The sequence below is a fragment of the Flavobacterium sp. B183 genome (assembly GCF_023539155.1).
GTDB classification, from domain to species: Bacteria; Bacteroidota; Bacteroidia; order Flavobacteriales; family Flavobacteriaceae; genus Flavobacterium; species Flavobacterium tructae.
This window is the reverse complement of the sequence record NZ_CP097434.1, coordinates 794754-814692: the sequence shown is the minus strand read 5'-3', so window position 1 is coordinate 814692 and position 19939 is coordinate 794754. Positions and strand designations below refer to the sequence as shown.

General features: G+C 37.4%; 11 protein-coding genes. 6 read left to right on the top strand and 5 right to left on the bottom strand.

What is annotated here, in order from left to right:
- Positions 1–42: 42 nt before the first annotated feature.
- Positions 43–516, bottom strand: a complete 474-nt coding sequence (locus M4I44_RS03700; protein ID WP_249966545.1) for a regulatory protein RecX — start codon at positions 514–516, stop codon at positions 43–45.
- Positions 517–754: 238 nt separating this feature from the next.
- On the opposite strand from M4I44_RS03700, the gene M4I44_RS03695 reads away from it, so the two are divergent.
- The 5 genes from M4I44_RS03695 (at position 755) to M4I44_RS03670 (ending at position 13102) form a co-directional block, all read left to right on the top strand.
- Positions 755–5101: a T9SS sorting signal type C domain-containing protein gene (locus tag M4I44_RS03695; RefSeq protein WP_249966544.1), complete on the top strand. Its 4347-nt coding sequence runs from the start codon at positions 755–757 to the stop codon at positions 5099–5101.
- 173 nt (positions 5102–5274) lie between these two features.
- The gene (locus M4I44_RS03690; RefSeq protein WP_249966543.1) at positions 5275–7284 is read left to right on the top strand and encodes a delta-60 repeat domain-containing protein; all 2010 of its coding nucleotides are present in this window, start codon (positions 5275–5277) and stop codon (positions 7282–7284) included.
- 143 nt (positions 7285–7427) lie between these two features.
- A complete protein-coding gene (locus M4I44_RS03680; protein ID WP_249967438.1) occupies positions 7428–8765 on the top strand; it encodes a hypothetical protein in 1338 nt (445 codons plus the stop codon).
- A gap of 29 nt (positions 8766–8794) precedes the next feature.
- Positions 8795–9133 (top strand): T9SS sorting signal type C domain-containing protein, encoded by a 339-nt coding sequence (locus M4I44_RS03675; RefSeq protein ID WP_249966542.1) that lies wholly within the window; start codon positions 8795–8797, stop codon positions 9131–9133.
- Positions 9134–9604: 471 nt separating this feature from the next.
- On the top strand, positions 9605–13102 hold the full coding sequence (locus tag M4I44_RS03670; protein ID WP_249966541.1) for a T9SS sorting signal type C domain-containing protein: 3498 nt from the start codon (positions 9605–9607) through the stop codon (positions 13100–13102).
- Positions 13103–13119: 17 nt separating this feature from the next.
- Here M4I44_RS03670 and M4I44_RS03665 read toward each other — a convergent pair whose 3' ends face one another.
- The 4 genes from M4I44_RS03665 to M4I44_RS03650 all read right to left on the bottom strand — a co-directional run bounded on the left by M4I44_RS03665 (position 13120) and on the right by M4I44_RS03650 (position 17018).
- Entirely contained in the window at positions 13120–13986 is an 867-nt protein-coding gene (locus M4I44_RS03665; RefSeq protein ID WP_249966540.1) for a cupin-like domain-containing protein, read from the bottom strand.
- Positions 13987–14067: 81 nt separating this feature from the next.
- The gene (gene bioB / locus M4I44_RS03660) at positions 14068–15156 is read right to left on the bottom strand and encodes a biotin synthase BioB (RefSeq protein ID WP_017497387.1); all 1089 of its coding nucleotides are present in this window, start codon (positions 15154–15156) and stop codon (positions 14068–14070) included.
- Between the two features lie 171 nt (positions 15157–15327).
- Complete coding sequence (locus tag M4I44_RS03655) at positions 15328–15765, bottom strand: hypothetical protein (RefSeq protein WP_017497388.1); 438 nt, start codon at positions 15763–15765, stop codon at positions 15328–15330.
- 323 nt (positions 15766–16088) lie between these two features.
- The gene (locus tag M4I44_RS03650; RefSeq protein ID WP_249966539.1) at positions 16089–17018 is read right to left on the bottom strand and encodes a bifunctional riboflavin kinase/FAD synthetase; all 930 of its coding nucleotides are present in this window, start codon (positions 17016–17018) and stop codon (positions 16089–16091) included.
- A 247-nt stretch (positions 17019–17265) separates the two neighbouring features.
- Between M4I44_RS03650 and M4I44_RS03645 the strand changes: the two genes are divergently transcribed.
- Positions 17266–19911: a reprolysin-like metallopeptidase gene (locus M4I44_RS03645; protein WP_249966538.1), complete on the top strand. Its 2646-nt coding sequence runs from the start codon at positions 17266–17268 to the stop codon at positions 19909–19911.
- The last annotated feature ends 28 nt before the right edge of the window (positions 19912–19939 follow it).

The following is a 19939-nucleotide window of genomic DNA, read 5'->3' as shown; positions in this document are numbered from 1 at the left end:
AAAATCAAAAAGTAGTGAGGTTAAACCCGTGTTTTTTTTGGACTAGAATTCTTTTTCAAGTAAAGTAACTTTATCGTAAACAAGAAAACTCTCGTAGCCACGACGAAGCATATAATCGCAGAATTTTTTTCGCTTTTTTAGGGTGTTTTTTTCGTGGATGCTGTTCCAGCATCGTTCAGAAAGCTGCTCAAAAGTGGTCTCATATTCTTCTGCCGTAATTTCTTTTAAAGCCAGCGTAATATTGGCTGAGGAAATTTGTTTTGTCTTCAGTTCATTGCTAATTCGAATTCTGCCCCAGTGTTTCATGCGATGTTTTCCTCTGGCGAAGCTACAGGCAAATCGGGTTTCGTTTAAGAAATTGGTTTCAATCAATTGAACCACAATACTATCGATTTCATCGGCAGTCATTTTTAGGCTGTACAGTTTGGATACCACTTCGGCGTGACAGCGCTCCTGATAAGCACAGTAGTGTTCTAACTTCAGTAAAGCCTCTTTTGGAGTGCAGATTGAATTCATGGCTTTTTTCTTTCTTTTTAACGATTACGGCTAAAAATAGTCATTTAAATGTTAAAAACACAACTATTTTTTTTGTTTTTCTCAGAAAAGTCTTTTGTTAAAATGTTGTATATGTGGGGAATTATAATATTTTTGTACACAAAATTAACAGTTTGTTATAGTTCTGTCAAACAGGATTTTAACTTTAGCTTTTAATTTTATTGCCCAAAACAAATTTAAATAAATACCACATAGCCCCATGAATAGAAAACTACTCTTAAGTTTTGTATTGTTTTTTACGTATCTTATAAATTATGGACAGTGTAATTTTGGAGGGACACAATTCGGAAGTACAACATCTATTTGCTACAACAGAGAAGTATCTACACCAAATGTTGGAGGGGTTACCTTTTCGGCAGTGCCTGTGGGGCGATATGTATCTGTAAATGTTATACAGGGTTTAACTTATACAATTTCTGCTACAACAAATTCAACAGGTTTTATAAAAAGAATAACTTTGTTTAATGGCAGTAATACATCTTCTTATATTGGTTCGGCAGTTGCAGGGGGTAATAATAGTGCAGCAACACTAACCAATTGGCAGGCAACATTCACAGGAATACTTCATGTGCGATATACTAATGATTCCAACTGTTCAACTACTTCAGGTACGGCTTCTGATGTTTCTGTTATATTTACAGGAGGAAGTAATAGTGTAGATTCTCAAACCGCTCAAGGAACAAATTCGTGGATTGGCCACGTTTATGACTTTTCTAATGGGTCGGAAGTACCTGTACCGCCTTCTAATGCTGATGCTTTTGCTAATTATTTGGGTTCTTTTACTCAAGCAAATACTATTACAGGCAGTACAACTGCTTTCTCTCAGGGGTTTGGAGGAAATGATGTATGCTTTGCCTTTACTGCAGGAGGGACTTCGCAGAGTGTAAGAACCGATACATTTGCGATACGTTACCGAATGCGTTCGACATTAGCAGCAGGTTGTTATTTTGTTGGAATTACGGGTGATGACGGAGTAAGGCTTTATATAGATGGAGTACTGGTTTTAAACGAATGGAGCCAACAAAGTTCAGCGGCTTTCCAAAATGTATTGGTACGTTTGACCGGAAACAGTGATTTAGTATTAGAGTATTATGAAAAAAATGGTGGTAACGTATCTAATTTTACCATTACTCCTGCTGATGGTAGTGCAAATACAGTAACTCCTGCCACTTCAGCAGTTTGTGGAGGATCGACTACAACTCTTGATGGTTCGAATTATGCATATAATGGAGGAACAACCAATCCATCTATTAGATTTCAATGGCAATTTTCATCATCTGCTTCAGGACCATGGACAGATGCAACTACAGGAACTGGTTTTAATGCAGAAGATTATACTCCAGCTGCTATAACACCTTCTGTAGCAACAACGGTATACTATAGACGTAAAGTATCCGCAGCTTCAAATGCAGCGTGTAGTTACGACAGTAGTCCTGTTTCTATTACAACAAATCCTAGAGCAACCATTACAAATATGTCAGCTAATGCTTGTTCAGGATCCCCTTTTAGTGTTATTCCGGTTGATGGAACAAACGGGCTTGTACCGGCAGGAACTACATATACGTGGTCAGCCCCAACAGGACCAGCTACTGTAAGTGGTCGTGCAGCCAGTTCAGGTAATCCAACAAGTATAACCGGTACATTGACTACTACAGCAGCAACAACACAAAATGTGATCTACAATATTACGGCAACAACAGGAAGCTGTACAAGCACATTCCAATTAACAGTGACGGTATATCCTACTATAGGAGGTACAGTTACAGGTGATAGTACCGTGTGTGCAGGAACTAACAGTACAATCTTTAACTTAACCGGAAATACCGGAAGCGTTGTGAGATGGGAGTCATCAACGGATAATTTTACTTCTGTTATTACCCCAATAGCAAATACAACAACAAGTTTAACAGCAACAAATGTTAATGTTACAACATCTTATAGAGCTGTAGTACAAAACATGAGCTGTCCGTTGGTAGCTTCTTCAGCAGGAACGGTGACAATTAAAAATCCTGTAGCGACCGGAGTTACCATTTGTCAGGGAGGCACTGGCTCTCTAATGTCTTCAGCGACTTGTGCAGCTGTTGCTCAAACACCTATGACTGCCAGCAATGGAGGAGGAACATCAAATACTACTTCTTACACAGGTAGCGGAAATGTTGGTTTTACTATAAATTTTCCTGCTTTACCGGCCGGAGCAGTAGTCACAGCAACAAACCTTTCAATAAATTTTACCGCAAATAGTCCTTCTTATAGAAATGAGTTGTTGGTTAGAGTAACGCCACCTGTGGCTGTTGGAGCAGCACAAACGGATCTTCAGCCTTCTACTGCTGGTACTGCGGGTTCTGTTACTAATGCTTCATTAGGCACATGGGGAACAGGAAATCCGTCAGGTAACTGGACTTTTGCCTTTAAAGAATCTCTTGATGACAATAGCATTAATCCCGATGCAAATATTACAAACATTACTATTACGGTTAATTATACCTTACCGGCAACAATAGATTGGTATACAGTTGCTTCCGGTGGTACAAAAATTGGCTCTGGAGCTTCGTTCAATCCGGTTGGTATCGATTCTCGTCTCATGAACACCAATACAGTAGGTACAACCCCTTATTATGTGGCTTGTTCAGGTGATCCCGCTTGTAGAACGATGGTTAATTTTGTTATAAATGAGATTCCGGCAGCACCGGTAACAGTTACCGTTACACAGCCAACATGTACTGTTCCTTCTGGTAGTATTGCTTTAAGTGGATTACCTTCAGGTGGAACTTTAACAAGATCACCAGGAGCGGTCGTAGTTCCGTATTCCGGTACAACCGCAACAGATACGAATCTTGCAGAAGGAAATTATACTTATACAGTAGCAAATGCGACCTGTACATCAACGGCAACGACGGGTACTACAATTAATATGCCTCCCGTAGTAGCTACCTACAGCTCAGGAGGCTGGAGCAGCCCGCCAGCCATAGATAAAATACTTGTTTTTGCAAGTGACTATACTTCGGGAGGAGATATAAATGGATGTTCCTGTACAGTAAATTCAGGTGTTAATGTGGTGATATCATCTGGTAATACTTTAAAGGTTACCAATTCTGTAACAACTAATGGTCAGTTGACTTTCAAGAATACAGCGGCTTTAGTACAAACCAATAATGTAACCAATACAGGCGATATTACTTATGAGCGAACCACTCCTCCTATATTGTTAAAAGATTATGTGTATTGGTCAACTCCGGTAAGCCCACAAAGATTGGTCGATCTTTCGTCTTTAACGCCTAGCACTATGTATTATGGTTTCGATGGTACACAATGGGTTCGAACGCCTAGGACTGATAATATGGTGGTAGGTAAAGGGTATATTATTCGTGCTCCGTCCAATTATTCGAATAGCTCTAAGACAGCCTATCCGGCAAGTTTTAAAGGAGTTCCGAACAATGGAAATATAGAAACAGAAATGTTGGCTTCAGGAAAAAGTTATTTGATAGGAAATCCTTATCCATCTGCTTTAAGCGGAGAGAGGTTTGTTTCAGAGGGCATAGAAGGATTTATAAAAACAAATGAAAATGTAATAAATGGTACCCTTTATTTCTGGACGCACAACACACCTGCAAAACCTGTAGCAAGTAATCAGTACAGTGCAGATGATTATGCTTCATTCAATTTGACAGGAGGAACAGCAGCGAGATCGGATGTAGATTATGGCTCTGGAGGCGGTGTTAAACCAACTGGAGAAATTGCGGCTGGACAGTCATTTTTTCTAACAACTAAGGCTGCAGGAAAAATATTGTTCACCAACGCAATGCGTTTAGGGGCGGTTGATAACGGTCAGTTTTTCAGACCTGCAAATACTTCAAGAAAAACTACTATCGAAAAGAATCGTATTTGGTTAAACATGACCAGTACAACCGGGGCGTTCAAACAATTATTGTTAGGGTATATTGAAGGTGCAACCAACAATTATGAAACCCTGTATGACGGGTTAACTCTTGATGGTAACCAGTATTTGGATTTTTACAGTGTAAGTGATGCAAATAAATTTGTAATTCAGGCACGTGCCTTACCTTTTACAGATGCTGATATTGTTCCGTTAGGTTACCGAACTGCTGTTGCAGGCGATTTTACAATTGCAATAGACGAGGTTGATGGTAAAATGACTAATCAGAAGATTTATGTTGAAGATAAAGCAACTGGAGTTATTCACGATTTAACACAAAGCAATTATACTTTTAAAACTGAGATTGGTAACTTTACTGAACGTTTGGTATTGCGTTACACCGATAAAACTTTAGGTGTCGGAGATTTTGAAAACCTTAAAGACGGGATCTTAGTTTCTATAAAAGACAAAGTAATTGCGGTACAATCTTCGCAGGAAAATATTAAGGAAGTTACAGTATATGATGTGTCAGGTAAAATGCTTTACAATAAAAAGAAAGTAGGTAATACAGAATTGCAGATTCAAAACCTACCATCTTCAAATCAGGTTTTATTGGTTAAGGTTACTTTGGCAAATGATTTTACAACGACAAGAAAAGTTATTTTTCAGTAAATCATAAATAAGAGTTCATTTCAAAAAATCCATTCCGTTTTTCGGAGTGGATTTTTTTTGTATTGGAACTAAGGTTTCCCAAATATCACTAAAAGTAGGTATTGCAGATTTCATACAGAGTGCTTATTTTTGAGTTAATTCTTACAAATAAATAAACACCTGGATTTCTTATTTTGATAAAAAATGTAATTCTTTCCCTGTTTTTGGTGGTCTATCTCTATGGTCCGGCACTTTGCGCTCAACAAGGCAAGGTGGATATTTCTTTTAATACAGGTGATGATGGAAAAAAGGGAGATGGTTTTGACAATGTAGTACGAACGGTATCTTTACAGTCCGATCAAAAACTTTTGGTCGGAGGTGATTATTTAAACTTCAATGGAGCTCAGTGTCAATATTTAACCCGTTTAAATCTAGATGGTAGTATCGATGAAACCTGGGACACAGGGACAGGTTTCAATGGGAAAATTTATACAACCTGTATTCAACTAGATGGAAAAATAATTGTAGGCGGTAGTTTCACTTCTTTTAATGGAATCAGTTGTGGAAGACTGATCAGATTGAATATTGACGGTTCTTATGATGCAACATTCGATACTACGACCGCTGTTAATACGGGTATTATTTATAACATTTGTTTGTATAATTACGGAAGAATAATTATAACCGGAAGTTTCACTAAATATAATAATATTGTCGTAAACAGAGTTGCCTGTATCTTACCCGATGGCAGTTTAGATTCTTCTTTTAATACAGGTTTGGGGTCTTCAGCAAATATTACAAATGCAAATATTATGTCCGATGGTAGAGTTTTACTAACGGGTAATTTTTCAGTTTTTAATACGATCGCGGCCAATAGAATTGTTTGTTTAATGACAAATGGTAAAGTTGATACTGGTTTTAATACAGGTTCCGGTTTTAATGAAGATGTGAATGCAGTTGTTGTCCAACCTGATGGGAAAATTATTGTGGGAGGGAAATTTACAAGTTATAACGGTTTGCTTGCAAATAGAATAGTAAGATTGAATCAGGATGGTACTATAGATAATGGCTTTGTAACCGGAACCGGTTTTAGTGGGGATGCAGTCCAAATTATTAAAAACGATTTGTCAGGTAATATTATGGTCGGAGGTTCATTTACGGGCCTTTATAATGGAGCGGCAGTTAACCGAATTTGTTTGTTGAATTCAAGTGGAAGTCTTCAAACAAATTTTGATGTTGATTCAGGTCCGGGATCGGGATCAATTTTGACATTAGCGAATGATAGTGAAAATTTCTGGTATGTTGGTGGCTCATTTTCAGTTTTTGATAATCAAAATCAGGGAAGATTAGTTAAAATTAGCAATAACGGAGAACGCGAAGAAGCATATTTATCAACAGGAGTCGGTTTTGATAATTCCGTTTTAAAAGTACTGCCCTTGTCAGATAAAAGTACGGTCGTAATGGGAAATTTCCAAAAGTTTAATGGAAACTTTAGTTCAAGAATAGCTCGGGTTTTAGCAGATGGATCCTATGATACAACTTTTAATTCCGGACAATTAGGGGCTAATAATATAATAAAATCCGGTGTCTTACAATTGGATGGAAGGATTATTCTTGGTGGAAATTTTACAAAGTATAATGGAACTGCTTTCAATAGAATCATTCGAGTCTTGCCGGATGGAGCAATAGATAATACATTTAATGTAGGCTCGGGATTTAATGGTCAGGTTTACAGTATTGCAATTCAACCCGATGAGAAAATAATTGTTGCAGGAAATTTTACAAGTTATAACGGGACACCCGTTGGAAGAATAATTAGGTTGTTACAAAGCGGTTTACGAGATCTTAGTTTTGATACTTACGTTGGTGCTGATGGAATTATCGAAGTAATAATAGTTCAATCTGATAGAAAAATCTTGGTAGGAGGGCGATTTGATAGTTTTAATGGAAATTCATCCCATAGATTAATTCGTCTTAATTCTACAGGAAGTATTGATTCTGATTTTAGTGCAGGGACAGGTTTTGATAAAAATGTTTATGCAATTGGACTCCAGTCTGATCAGAAGATAATAGTGGGAGGCTCATTTTTAAGTTATGATGGAATTCCGCAAAAAAGGATTGCTCGTTTGAACGCAGATGGGAGTCTGGATTCTTTTTTGATAGTGGAGCAGGCTTTGATAAAGGAGAAGTTCGCAATATTTTAATTCAGCCGGACGATTGTATTTTGGTGGGAGGAACTTTTTCCGGGACTTATAAATCCAATACTGCTTTACGGTTAATACGTTTGCAAAAATCGGGAGAATATGATATTTCATTTAAAAGTGAGCTTAACAACAGTCTTTTTACAATGGGTTTTACTGTAGATCATAAGTTGATTATTGGAGGAAGCTTCAACTCCATATCGGGGATTTCAAAACACAGGATTGCCAGAATCAAACTTTGTTTAGACGGGACAGTTTGGGATGGTAAAAGTTGGTCAAGTGGTTTTCCGTCAGTGGCAAAAGCAGTAGAGTTTAGAGGAAATTATGAGAATCTAACTTCTTTAAATATATGTAGTTGTTTTATTGATGAAGGAAAACAGGTTACACTTTTGAGCGGAAACACTTTGGGAGTAGAATTTTCGTATACGGGTAAAGGGATATTAGTACTGGAAGATTCGGCTAGTTTCTATCAGTCTGATGATGATGTAGTGAATACGGGTATCGTTTATTTAAAAAGAAATTCAACGCCTATACGAAAATCGGATTATACGTATTGGTCTTCGCCGGTAAACCTGCAAAAATTAATAGATGTATCTCCTAAATCACATTTGGAAAAATTCTATTCATACAATTATGATGACAGAAATTGGAGAAAAGAAAACCCTGTAAATTATATGTCTGCCGGAAAAGGATATATCATTCAGGGGCCACAAGATTATTCGGAAACCGAGCCTTTAAAATTCGAAGCAACTTTTAAAGGAATTCCTAACAATGGTAAAATTGAGATTAAGTCTGGTGTAGCTGATACTTTTAATTTAATAGGTAATCCGTATCCCTCTGCTCTTGATGGAGATGCTTTTTTATTGGCAAACAAATCAAAAATCAAAGGCACACTTTATTTTTGGACGCATAATACACCAATTACTAAGTATAAATATACTTCGGATGATTATGCCGTTTATAATTTACTCGGCGGTGTAGGAACAAGAAAATCCGAAACATCCGGAATTAATGAAACAGTTCCTGACGGGACGATCGCCACGGGACAGGCATTCTTTACCAATAGTAAAGGTTCAGAGACAGTAGAGTTTATAAATAGTATGCGGGTTGTAGGTAGAAACGAAAGATTCTTCAAACAACCAGATATAAATACAATGACAGTATTTAAGAACACAATTGAAAGATATCGTATTTGGCTAAATTTTGATAATAGTGAAGGAAGTTTTAAACAAATCCTGATTGGTTATATTGATGGAGCTACAAATCAATACGATACAGATTATGATGCAGAATCACTGAATGGTAACCCGTTTGTTAATTTTTATAGTAGGATTGAAAGTAAAAAATTGGTAATTCAGGGAAGAGCATTGCCTTTTATTAAAAACGATTCGATAACACTTGGTTATGAAACTGCTATTGCAGGAAAATTTAATCTTAGTATCGATCATGAGGATGAGTATTTTAAAAAAGAGAATGTTTTTTAGTAGATAAAAAAATAAAAAAGATACACAATTTGAAGCAGGGTGCTTATTTGTTTTCGAGTGATGCAGGAACTTTTAATGAGCGGTTTGTACTGCTTTTTACAAATGAAACTTTAACGATCAAAGATTTCTCGGAGAATAATCCGGAGATATTCATTTCTGTTCAGGATAGAGTTGTTAAGTTAATTTCGACTCAGGAACTGATTAATGAAATAACCGTTTTTGATATTTTGGGCAAACAATTGTATCGAAAAGAAAATATTGAAAATCTGGAGTTTCAACTGCCAAAATTCAATTCTTATCATCAGGTTTTAATTGTAAAAATTAAATTTGGAGACAAAAAAATAGTGACAAGGAAAATTTTACTTTAAATGTCTGTTTTAAAGGAGTAATCGTTTTGGATCATTTTAATGTAATATTCAGAGCGTAAACCGCCATGTTTACTGGTAAAATGCTGTTTTTGATTGTGTTAAAAAAGTTATAAGTGTTAAATTCTCACAATTAAATCGAAAATATTTAGTTTGAATGTAAATAAAATCGTACCTTGTTGCTGCTTTACGATTCAAATACTTAAAAGCCTGTTAAGTTAATTTTTATCATTTCTTATTGAAGCTTATAAAATAGAGTGTCTATACTCTTTACCTGCCTAAAATACTGATTGCTAATTTAAATGCCCCTATTAAATGAAACAAAAAGTACTCTTCACTTCAACATTTCACTTGTACTATCAGGATTAGTTTATCCTGTTTCGGCGTTTTATTTTTTGAGGTATTTAGAAATTACTTCAATCCGATTTTTGTCTGATTGAGAAGTTATGTTTTTAAATATTAAAAAATACCACGATGAGAAAATATTTACTTACACTTCAGTTATTTGCATTGCCTTTATTTTTTTATGCACAGACTAAAACAGTCTCTTTTTCAAGTGTTGGAACAAGTAGTTTTTATGTTCCTGCAGGTGTATCATCAGTAACTATGAGTGCCTGGGGAGGTGGTGGAGCCGGAGGTGGCTCGACGGTTCCAGGTCTAAGTTTACAAAGAGCTGCCAGCGGAGGTGGAGGTGGTGCTTTTGCAGGCGGTACTTATTCTATGAACATCGCTATTCAAACTACTTTATCGATTACTGTTGGTAAAGGTGGTGCAGGAGCTTTGTCAGGTAATGGAGGTGCTGGTGATAATTCATCGATTACAGGTTATTTAATTGCATTGGCAGGAAATGGAGGGATTGTCAATAATGGTACAGTCACCAATCCGGCAGGAGGTGCCGGAGGATTGGCTTCCGGATCTACAGGAGCCACTAAAGTCGACGGAGTAAGTGGTGGGGCTGGTGAGACACTTTTACCTGCTGTAACCGGAGCTGGTGGAGCCGGAGGTACTAGCGGAGCTGATGTTGGAGGTGCCGGAGGTGCGAGTATTACAGGCTTACTAGCCAATAGTAATGGTAATCCCGGAACTCAGCCCGGAGGTGGCGGGAGTGGTGGAAAATCGGCACTTTTAGGTTCGGCTTCAGCAGGGGGAGCCGGAGGAACCGGAAAAGTTGTGATTGTTTATACCTGTCCAACTTATAGCCTGACAAGTGTATCAGCCTCGACCGTAAATATTTGTACCGGAACATCGTCAACGATAACCCTAAATGGTAGTTTACCAGTAGGAGCATATAGCGTTGCTTATCAGGTAGACGGAGTAACGCAAACACCGGTAAGTATGACTGTAACAACAAGTGGAACCGGTACTTTCACAGCTCCCGGATTTTCAGCTTTAGGAAGTAAAAGTTTAACAGTTACATCTTTAACTTCCGGAACAAGTGGCAATGCTGCCGATAATTGTGCTTCAACGATCAGTGCAAATAATACTACTTCAGTAAATGTAACATCATCCGGGACAGCTCCTGTTGCCTTAGCAGGAACCGGAGCAACCTGTACCCAGATTACAGCAAATTGGCAATCTGTTTCGGGATCAACTTATTACACATTGGATCTTTCGACAGATATTAATTTCGGAAGTTTTGTTGGAACCTATAACGGTTTGAATGTTGGAAATGTTTTAACGGTAAATATTACAGGTTTAAGCAATGCGACTACTTACTATTACAGAGTGAGAGCATTTAGCGGTACCTGTTTGAGTGCTTATTCCAATACCATAACTTACAAACCTGCTGTTTCTCCTGGTAATGTTGTATTGCAGGCAGCCACTAATACTTTGTGTACTTCATTTACGGCAAATTGGAGTGCGGAAGTCAATGCGGTGAGTTATTTACTAGATGTTTCACTTGTTAATAATTTTGCCAGTTTTGTATCAGGGTATAATGCTCTTGATATAGGAAATGTAACGACCTATTCAGTGACCGGACTGACTACAGGCACAACCTATTATTACAGACTCAGATCAAAGAATGGTTGTGGAACCAGTGCTATTGGTACCGCAACAGTACAAAATATAACGACGACGACTCAGCCAGGCACACCACTTAATGATCCGGTGGTTCAGCCCACCTGTGATGTTCTGACCGGAACGGTGGTTTTAAAGAATTTGCCAAACAGAAACGATTATACGATTACTCAAACCGGTACGTTCTCCAATACTTATTCGGGAGGAATAGGTGCCGATTGGACTAAATATACCATTACAGGTCTGGCTCCCGGTACTTATAATTTTACGGTACAATATCCGGGCACCTGTGCTTCTTTGTCATTGTCGGGTATTGTTGTAAATGCTTTAGCAACGAATACCTATACCATTGCAGGAGGATGGTCGCTTGGAACGCCAACAACAAGCCAGAATGTTGTTTTTGCAGATGATTTTTCTTCGTCCGGAGATGTGAATAGCTGTGGCTGTACGATAAATGCCGGAAAAAAAGTAACCATAAATAGTTCAAATACGTTAACAGTTAGGAATGCGCTAATTGTGGATTCGGCAGCGGGAACGGCTTTGACTTTTAAAACCAGTTCAAGTCTGGTTCAGGTGAATAGCGCAGTTAATTCTGGAAATATTTCGTACGAGAGAACAAGTCCGGGAATTCTAAAAAAGGATTATTTATATTGGTCCACTCCGGTAAATCCACAAAGATTAATCGATCTTTCGTCCGGAACAGCAGTGACAAAGTATTTTGGTTTTGATGGGACACAATGGGTCGTTACCGATAGAACAACTAATATGGTAGTGGGCAAAGGTTATATTATTCGTGGCCCGGAGTCCTATTCCAATACGGTAAAAGTAGCTTTTACCGGAATTTTTTCAGGGGTTCCAAACAATGGAAATCTGGAAGGAGAATCGTTGAGTTCAGGAAAAAGTTATTTAGTAGGTAATCCTTATCCATCTGCTTTAAATGCCGATGCCCTTTTAAGTGCTAATAGTCTACTGGGTGGAACAATCTATTTTTGGACGCATAATACGCCTGTACAACTAACCTATACAAATCAGTACACCACTGATGATTATGCTTCTTATAATTTAAGTGGAGGGGTTTCAGCAAAATCCGATCCGTTGCACAGTGGCATTCCGGCAAATGATAATGGAATTAAGCCAACAGGTAAAATAGCAGCCGGACAATCCTTTTTTGTGACTACTGTAGCAGCAGGAAAAGTACAGTTTAACAATTCAATGCGATTAGGTGGTACCAATAACAATCAGTTTTTTAAAGCTGAAAGCACATCAAAGGAAACTACTTTGGTAAAAAAACGTATCTGGTTAAACATGACCAATACGTCAGGAGCTTTTAAACAATTGCTGGTAGGATATATAGAGGGGGCGACTAATGAGTATGATAGTAATTATGACGGAATTAGTTTTAATGCGAATCCTTATCTTGATTTTTACAGTGTAGCAAACGGAAACAATTATGTCATTCAGGGTAGAGCTTTACCTTTTGCAGATACTGACATTGTTCCCTTAGGATATCGTACGACAATCGCAGGTGATTTTACTATTTCAATTGATGAGGTAGATGATAGTATGAGTGAACAGGCTATTTATATCGAAGATAAAACAACTGGAGAAGTTCATAATTTAAAACAGAGCAATTATACTTTTACAACCGCAGTCGGAACCTTCTCAGACCGATTAGTGTTGCGTTATACCGGAAAAACATTAGGGACCGACGATTTTGAAAACACAAATAACGCTGTTGTTGTTTCTGTTAAAAATAGAATAATAAATGTGTCATCAAAAGAACAGCTTAAAGATATTTTTGTTTATGATGTGTCGGGGAAACTGCTTTTCAGCAAAAGTAAAATTGGGAATAAAGAGTTTCAAATACAAAATTTAGTATCAGATAATCAGATGGTACTGGTAAAAGTGATTTTGGAAAATGATGCTACAGGAACTAAAAAAGTAGTGTTTTAGGAATAAAAAGAATGTTATTAAGAGCTTTTTTGCAGATTTTCATTGGTATTCCGGATTGCTTTTTCATTCTTATAATCGATCCATTTTTGGCCTTTGAATTTACGCATCATGATATCAAAATAGCGCATAATAAAAACATTGTAAAAGGCTTTTGACAGGTTTGTAATGTTTTTAGGAAAAGCTCTCAGGCTCATCGAGAACCCTGGGGTTAAATATTTCATGTAATGCCAGTATCCTTCGGGCATGTACAGCATTTCGCCATGTTTTAAATTGGTGATAAATCCCTGTGTATTTTTTAGTGCAGGAAATTTTTCATAGTCAGGGTTGTCAAAATCAATGTCTTCTCTTGAAATTAAGGCATGTGGTACCTTGTACATGTATTTGGATTGATCGGGAGCAAAAAGCATGCACTGTTTTTCTCCATGAAAATGAAAATGTAAAATATTGGAGTAGTCAATGTCGTAATGCATGAACACCCCCGCATTTTCTCCGCCAAAAAATAGCATTGGCATTTGTTTTACCAAATTCAAACCAATATCCGGCCATAAAAAGTCCTCTTTTAATAGCGGAACTTCTTTCATCAGATTATAAAGAAAAATGCGGTAGTTCGTTGGTTTTGATTCCAGAAGATGAATGTAATCGCTCATTTTCATAGTCGTATGAGCTTCGTTAAAACCATCTTCATGATTTACAGGTCTGTCATCGTATAGAGGAACGATAATGTTTCCGGCAATTTCGTTGATATAGGATAATTTCCATTTGTGATAAGCTGGCCAGTCTTCGGTCAATTCTTCAACAACTACAGGAATTTGATTTTTCACATACTGGGAAATAAAATCAGCCTTTGAGATTTTTTTTACCCTTTCGATTTGTTTTAACTTCATCTCTATTAAATAAAAAAATTGCTTATAACACATGTTATAAGCAATTTAAAAATATTTATCGAGATTTATGAACTCTTTTTCTTAAATTTTTGATTTGGCCGTAGCTTCAAGATTTCTTTCAATAGTGTGTCCCGGTCTTGACCATTTTGGTTTTTCTCCCAGAGGAACAAACTGAGAATCAGCTGCCTCAACTGTTTTAGGTTGTGAAACTTTTGTAAATGGTTTTTGCGGATTCAATCCTAACATTTCAAACATCTTCATGTCTTCATGAACATCAGGGTTTGGTGTCGTAAGCAGTTTATCACCTGCAAAAATAGAATTGGCACCTGCAAAAAAGCACATTGCCTGACCTTCGCGGCTCATGTTAGTTCTTCCTGCTGATAAACGAACCTGTGTATCGGGCATTACAATTCTTGTTGTAGCAACCATACGGATCATTTCCCAGATTTCAACCGGCTTTTCTTCTTCCATCGGGGTTCCTTCAACAGCTACCAGCGCATTAATTGGCACAGATTCCGGTTGAGGGTTTAAAGTAGAAAGCGCTACAAGCATTCCGGCTCTGTCTTCGATACTTTCTCCCATTCCAATGATTCCTCCACTGCAAACCGTAACATTCGTTTTACGAACATTTTCGATAGTTTGTAAACGGTCTTCGAAACCACGGGTTGAAATAACATCTTTATAATATTCTTCAGAAGTATCTAAATTGTGGTTGTAAGCATATAAACCTGCTTCAGCCAAACGCTGCGCCTGATTTTCGGTAATCATACCTAGGGTACAGCAAACCTCCATGTCAAGTTTGTTAATGGTACGAACCATCTCTAAAACCTGGTCGAATTCTTCACCATCTTTTACATTTCTCCAGGCAGCTCCCATACATACACGTGATGATCCACTGGATTTTGCGCGTAAAGCCTGTGCTTTAACCTGGCTAACACTCATTAAGTCGTTTCCTTCAACACCCGTGTTATAACGTGCAGCTTGTGGGCAATATCCGCAGTCTTCTGGACAGCCTCCGGTTTTGATCGAAAGTAAAGTAGATACCTGAACCACGTTAGGATCATGTTTTTGCCTGTGAATTGTTGCTGCTTCATACAGCAAGTCCATCATAGGTTTATTATATATGGCAATTATTTCGTCTTTTGTCCAATTGTGTTTTGTAATGCTCATTGATGCAGTTTTTTGATGCTCCAAAAGTAGTTAAATAGTTCCAATCAACCAATGCCCAATCCTGTAAATGAATATTTGACAGCTATTTTCAAAAAAGAAACACTCTAAAATCATATAATTTTAAATTTTTATGATTTTAGAGTGCTATTTAGTTTGATTTATTTTGAAAAATTAATCGGCTGCATATTTGTTATTCCAGTACAGCATCATCATCAAGGTGACGATTACTGACGAGGCAATTCCTTCAAAGAGTAAGCAGATGCAATAAGTTGGTACCGAGGGATTTCCGCCAAACATAAAAGTTTCCGAAAGCGTTTTTACGTAAGCATCTCCGCCTCGCGCATAACTGTAAACTAACAGTCCAAATACACTTAGCGCCACGCCTACCACAGAGGTAGCCATTGCCGAGACTGCATTGGATACAAAATTAGTTTCACCTTCATGAAGATTCATTCGCATGGTTTTATTCACGCCGTAAAATATAAAAAAGACATTTAGGGTTCGCAGATAGAATAAATGAGCCAAACCTAATACGTTCATCAATAAAAAGTAAATTCCAATTCCAAGGAAAATCAGAAAACCGTTGGTAATTTCTTTAGGTAATTTCATAATGGTTATTTTTAAAGAAGTTAATAGCAAATATTTGATAAACAGAGTTCTATATCAAATTTACTAAAAAAATAACTACGATGATTTAAAAAGGGTAAAAAGTATGTCCGATCATACCATCGCAAAATGAAGCGATGAATTTTTATGGCAACACACAGAAAAACAGGTATTAATACTCAGAAATGGAAGGATGAGAAGAAAAGACTTTCTTTTACATTTTTTATTAGGTGTTTTTTAACCAGTGAAACACCTTTTTAAGTTTATAAAAGGCTGTTTTCTATGTCTTAGAATGATTTCAACTCACAGGTTGAGGTAATGCTATCCTAAATTTTGTTTAAAAATGCGAGAGCATTTTTTCTGTCCAGATGCAATTGTTCTTTTAACAAATCGACAGAGCCGAATTTTTGTTCGTCCCTCAGGTATTGTAATAACGAAACCTTAATTTTTTTACCGTAAATATCTGCATTAAAGTCAAAAAGATTCACTTCGATGGTTTGTTTTTGCCCGTTAACAGTCGGATTAAAACCAATGTTCATCATTCCCGAAACTTCCTTTTGGTCGATCAAAACTTTTACGACATATACGCCGGCTTTAGGAATCAGTTTATATTCATCATTAATTTCGATGTTAGCCGTTGGAAAACCAATAGTTCTTCCCAGCTGTTTTCCCTGAACAACTTCACCGGATAAAAAGTAGTTATAACCCAGATAATCATTTGCCAAAGACATATTTCCTTCGCTGAGTGCTTTTCTGATTTTGGTTGAGCTTACAGAAACGTCCTGAATTTCCTGAGCGGAGATTTGCTCAACTTCAAAACCGTATTCATGACCGAAAGCGATTAAATCATCAATATTAGCCGTTCTGTTTCTGCCAAAGCGATGATCATGACCAATAATTATTTTCTGAATATGAAACTGATCTACCAGAATAGAATGTACAAACTCTTCTGCGGTTAGTCTGGAGAAACTTTCGTTAAAAGGATGAATGACCAGATTTTCGATTCCGGTTGCTTCCAGGAGCTTTGACTTTTCAGTGATGGTATTTAAAAGTTTTATTTCTGTTTTTTCCTGCAGTACCATTCTTGGATGAGGAAAAAAGGTAAGCACTAAACTTTCATACTTTCCGTTTTCAGTGTTTTGGGTAATGCGTTCCAGAATTTTTTTATGGCCAATATGTACACCGTCAAAAGTTCCAAGAGTTAAAATTGTTTTCTTGGTTGACTGAAAATCGTTTATAGAATGAAAGAGCTTCAAAACAAATAATTTAAGATGGTGCAAATTTATACTATTCTATTTTAAATTTAATGCTTAGCGTAATTGATTTTTTACCCTCAAACCGTTAGTTTTTGTGAAAATGGAGTAGTCTATAAATTTAAAACTGTATAATTGTCTCTAATAAGTGTAAGATTTTGATTTAATTCGCGTAATTTTGATATACTTTTATATTTAGAATATGAAAAAAAACCTACTTTTTTTATTTTTTATTTTTTGTAGCGCAAGTATGTATGCCCAAAACGATGGCTTGTGGCAAAAAGTCGATGCTGTTTCATTAAGCAAAAGAGGAGTTGCGTCTCAACCTGGACGATTGTATTATAAGCTGAATTCGGATTTTCTGAAAGCAAAACTAACTGCTACTACCGCTAAAACAGCGAAAAATACTTCGACAGAAATTACATTCCCCAATTCGGGAGGTGTACTGGAACGTTTTTCTGTTTGGGAATCTTCCAATTTTGAGCCTGAGTTACAGGCAAAATATCCGGAAATCAGAGCCTATGAAGGACGCGGTTTAGACGACAAGACGGCGAAGATTTATTTTAGTGTAGCACCAATTGGGGTTCAGACTATGGTACTTCGTACAGATAAGCCATCAGAATACATCGAGCAAAATCAGGAAGATAAATCGTCCTATGTTTTGTTTACCAAAAATGATGTAGCTTCAAAATCGCGTTTGACTTGTAAGACAACAGATGTACCAGAAAATAAAAGTACTTCTTCTACGGCAAAATCGGCAGCAAACAATAAAGTTTTCAAAACCTTTAGACTGGCATTGTCTTGTACAGGTGAGTACACCGCTTATTTTGGAGGTACAAAAGCAGGTGCATTGGCAGGGATGAATGCTACTTTAGCACGAGTAAATGCTGTTTTTAATAAAGACCTTGCTGTAAGAGTGGTTTTAATTGCCAATAATGATGCTGTAATTTATACAAATGGATTAACAGATCCTTATTCTAACCCAGACAGAGGAACTTCTAAAGATCCTTCAGATGGTAATGATTATTGGAGTAAAGAAGTTCAAAGCACTTTAACAAGTGTAATTGGAGAAGCTAATTATGATATAGGACATTTGTTTGGGGCGTCCGGAGGAGGGGGAAATGCGGGCTGTATTGGCTGCGTTTGCGATAGTCCGACACCGTCTGATGCAATGGGGAAGGGAAGTGCCTATACATCACCGGCAGACCAGAAACCGGAGGGAGACAACTTTGATATTGATTTTGTTGCTCATGAAATGGGACATCAGTTTGGAGGATATCATACTTTTTCCTTTGATGCATCAGAAAGAACAGGCCTAAATGTTGAACCGGGAAGCGGATCAACTATAATGGGCTATGCAGGAGTGTCTAAGGGGTATGATGTTCAAAATCATTCAGACGATTATTTTGCTTACGCCAGTATTCTTCAAATCCAGAATAGGTTGTCCGGAAAGAATTGTCCTGTTAGTGCATCCATAGCAAATAATCCTCCAGTAGTTGATGCTGGTGCGGATTACACAATTCCTGTTAGTACACCGTTTGTATTAACTGGTATTGGTTCAGCCGTTGCTGGTGTGACCTATACCTGGGAGCAATTTGATAGTGCGTCAGATTCATCAACTGCAAACAGTAATAGTACCGCTTATCCTGAAAAACCCAATGGGCCGCTATTTAGGTCTGTGCGTCCGGGGAGTTCACTTGTTCGTTATATGCCCGAGTTGAATACAGTACTTTTGAACAAGTTAACCACAACTTGGGAGTCGGTTTCTTCTGTTGCAAGAACATTGCATTTTACCCTGACTGCAAGAGACAATGGAGCATCGGCAGTTGCACAGACGAACACTGATACAATGATTGCAACGGTCGTAACTAATGCCGGACCATTTACTGTTACTTCGCAAAATACAGATGACGTTAGCTGGCCAATAGGTTCAAACCAAACTGTAACATGGGCAGTGAATAATACCAATACATTACAGGGATCTTCGGCAGTAAATATCAAGCTATCAACAGATGGAGGTCTGACGTTTCCAGTGATTTTAGCCTCAAACACACCGAATGACGGTTCGCAAACCGTTCAGATTCCGACCAGTGTAACTGCTTCAACAAATTGCAGACTTAAGATTGAGCCAACAGCAAATATTTATTATGCTTTAAATAGTAAGCCGTTTGCAGTGGGGTATACTTCAACGACAACTTGTGACTCTTATAGTTTCGGGAATGCTTTTGCTATTCCTCCGGGAAATTCTTTCACTTCTAAAACGGTAAATGTTCCGGCATCAACCGGAACGATTTCCGATGTAAATGTTTTGGTTAATGTAACACATGATAAACTTTCAGATTTCGAATTGCAAATAGTAAATCCGCAGGGTACAGTGGTTAATTTATATGATCGTAACAGTTGTGGCGGAATAAATTCTACTTTGGCTCTTCAGTTTGACGATGCCGGAGTTGCTTTAGATTGTTCTAAAACTACAAGTCAGATTGTTGTTCCGATTGATTTATTGAGTGTGTTTAACGGTCAGGATCCTAAAGGAACCTGGAGTTTTAGAGTTCGCGATGCAGTTACGGGTAATTTTGGAACTATAAACTCAGCTTCATTGAATATTTGCAATAAAACGTTTGTTTTAGGAGAGATTGATATTGAAAATGTAGCGTTTACTTTATACCCGAATCCGAACAGAGGAAATTTTACCATTCAGTTTAGTAGTGATTCCATCAATAGAGTTCAGGTTTATGTGCATGATATTCTTGGCAGGCAGGTATATTTTAACTCTTTTGATAAAACGCCTTATTTTAATCAAAATATTCAATTAGCAGGAGCTACAGCAGGGATGTATCTGGTGACTGTAATAGAGGGGGAGCGCAGAACGGTTAAGAAAATAATTCTATACTAGAGAAAAGATAAATTTTAAAATAAAATCC

Coding starts and splice junctions, on each gene's coding strand:
- M4I44_RS03670 (WP_249966541.1), top strand. CDS start 9,605: ATGAGAAAATATTTACTTACACTTCAGTTATTTGCATTGCCTTTATTT.
- bioB (WP_017497387.1), bottom strand. CDS start 15,156: ATGAGCATTACAAAACACAATTGGACAAAAGACGAAATAATTGCCATA.
- M4I44_RS03665 (WP_249966540.1), bottom strand. CDS start 13,986: ATGAAGTTAAAACAAATCGAAAGGGTAAAAAAAATCTCAAAGGCTGAT.
- M4I44_RS03700 (WP_249966545.1), bottom strand. CDS start 516: ATGAATTCAATCTGCACTCCAAAAGAGGCTTTACTGAAGTTAGAACAC.
- M4I44_RS03655 (WP_017497388.1), bottom strand. CDS start 15,765: ATGAAATTACCTAAAGAAATTACCAACGGTTTTCTGATTTTCCTTGGA.
- M4I44_RS03695 (WP_249966544.1), top strand. CDS start 755: ATGAATAGAAAACTACTCTTAAGTTTTGTATTGTTTTTTACGTATCTT.
- M4I44_RS03645 (WP_249966538.1), top strand. CDS start 17,266: ATGTATGCCCAAAACGATGGCTTGTGGCAAAAAGTCGATGCTGTTTCA.
- M4I44_RS03680 (WP_249967438.1), top strand. CDS start 7,428: ATGGGTTTTACTGTAGATCATAAGTTGATTATTGGAGGAAGCTTCAAC.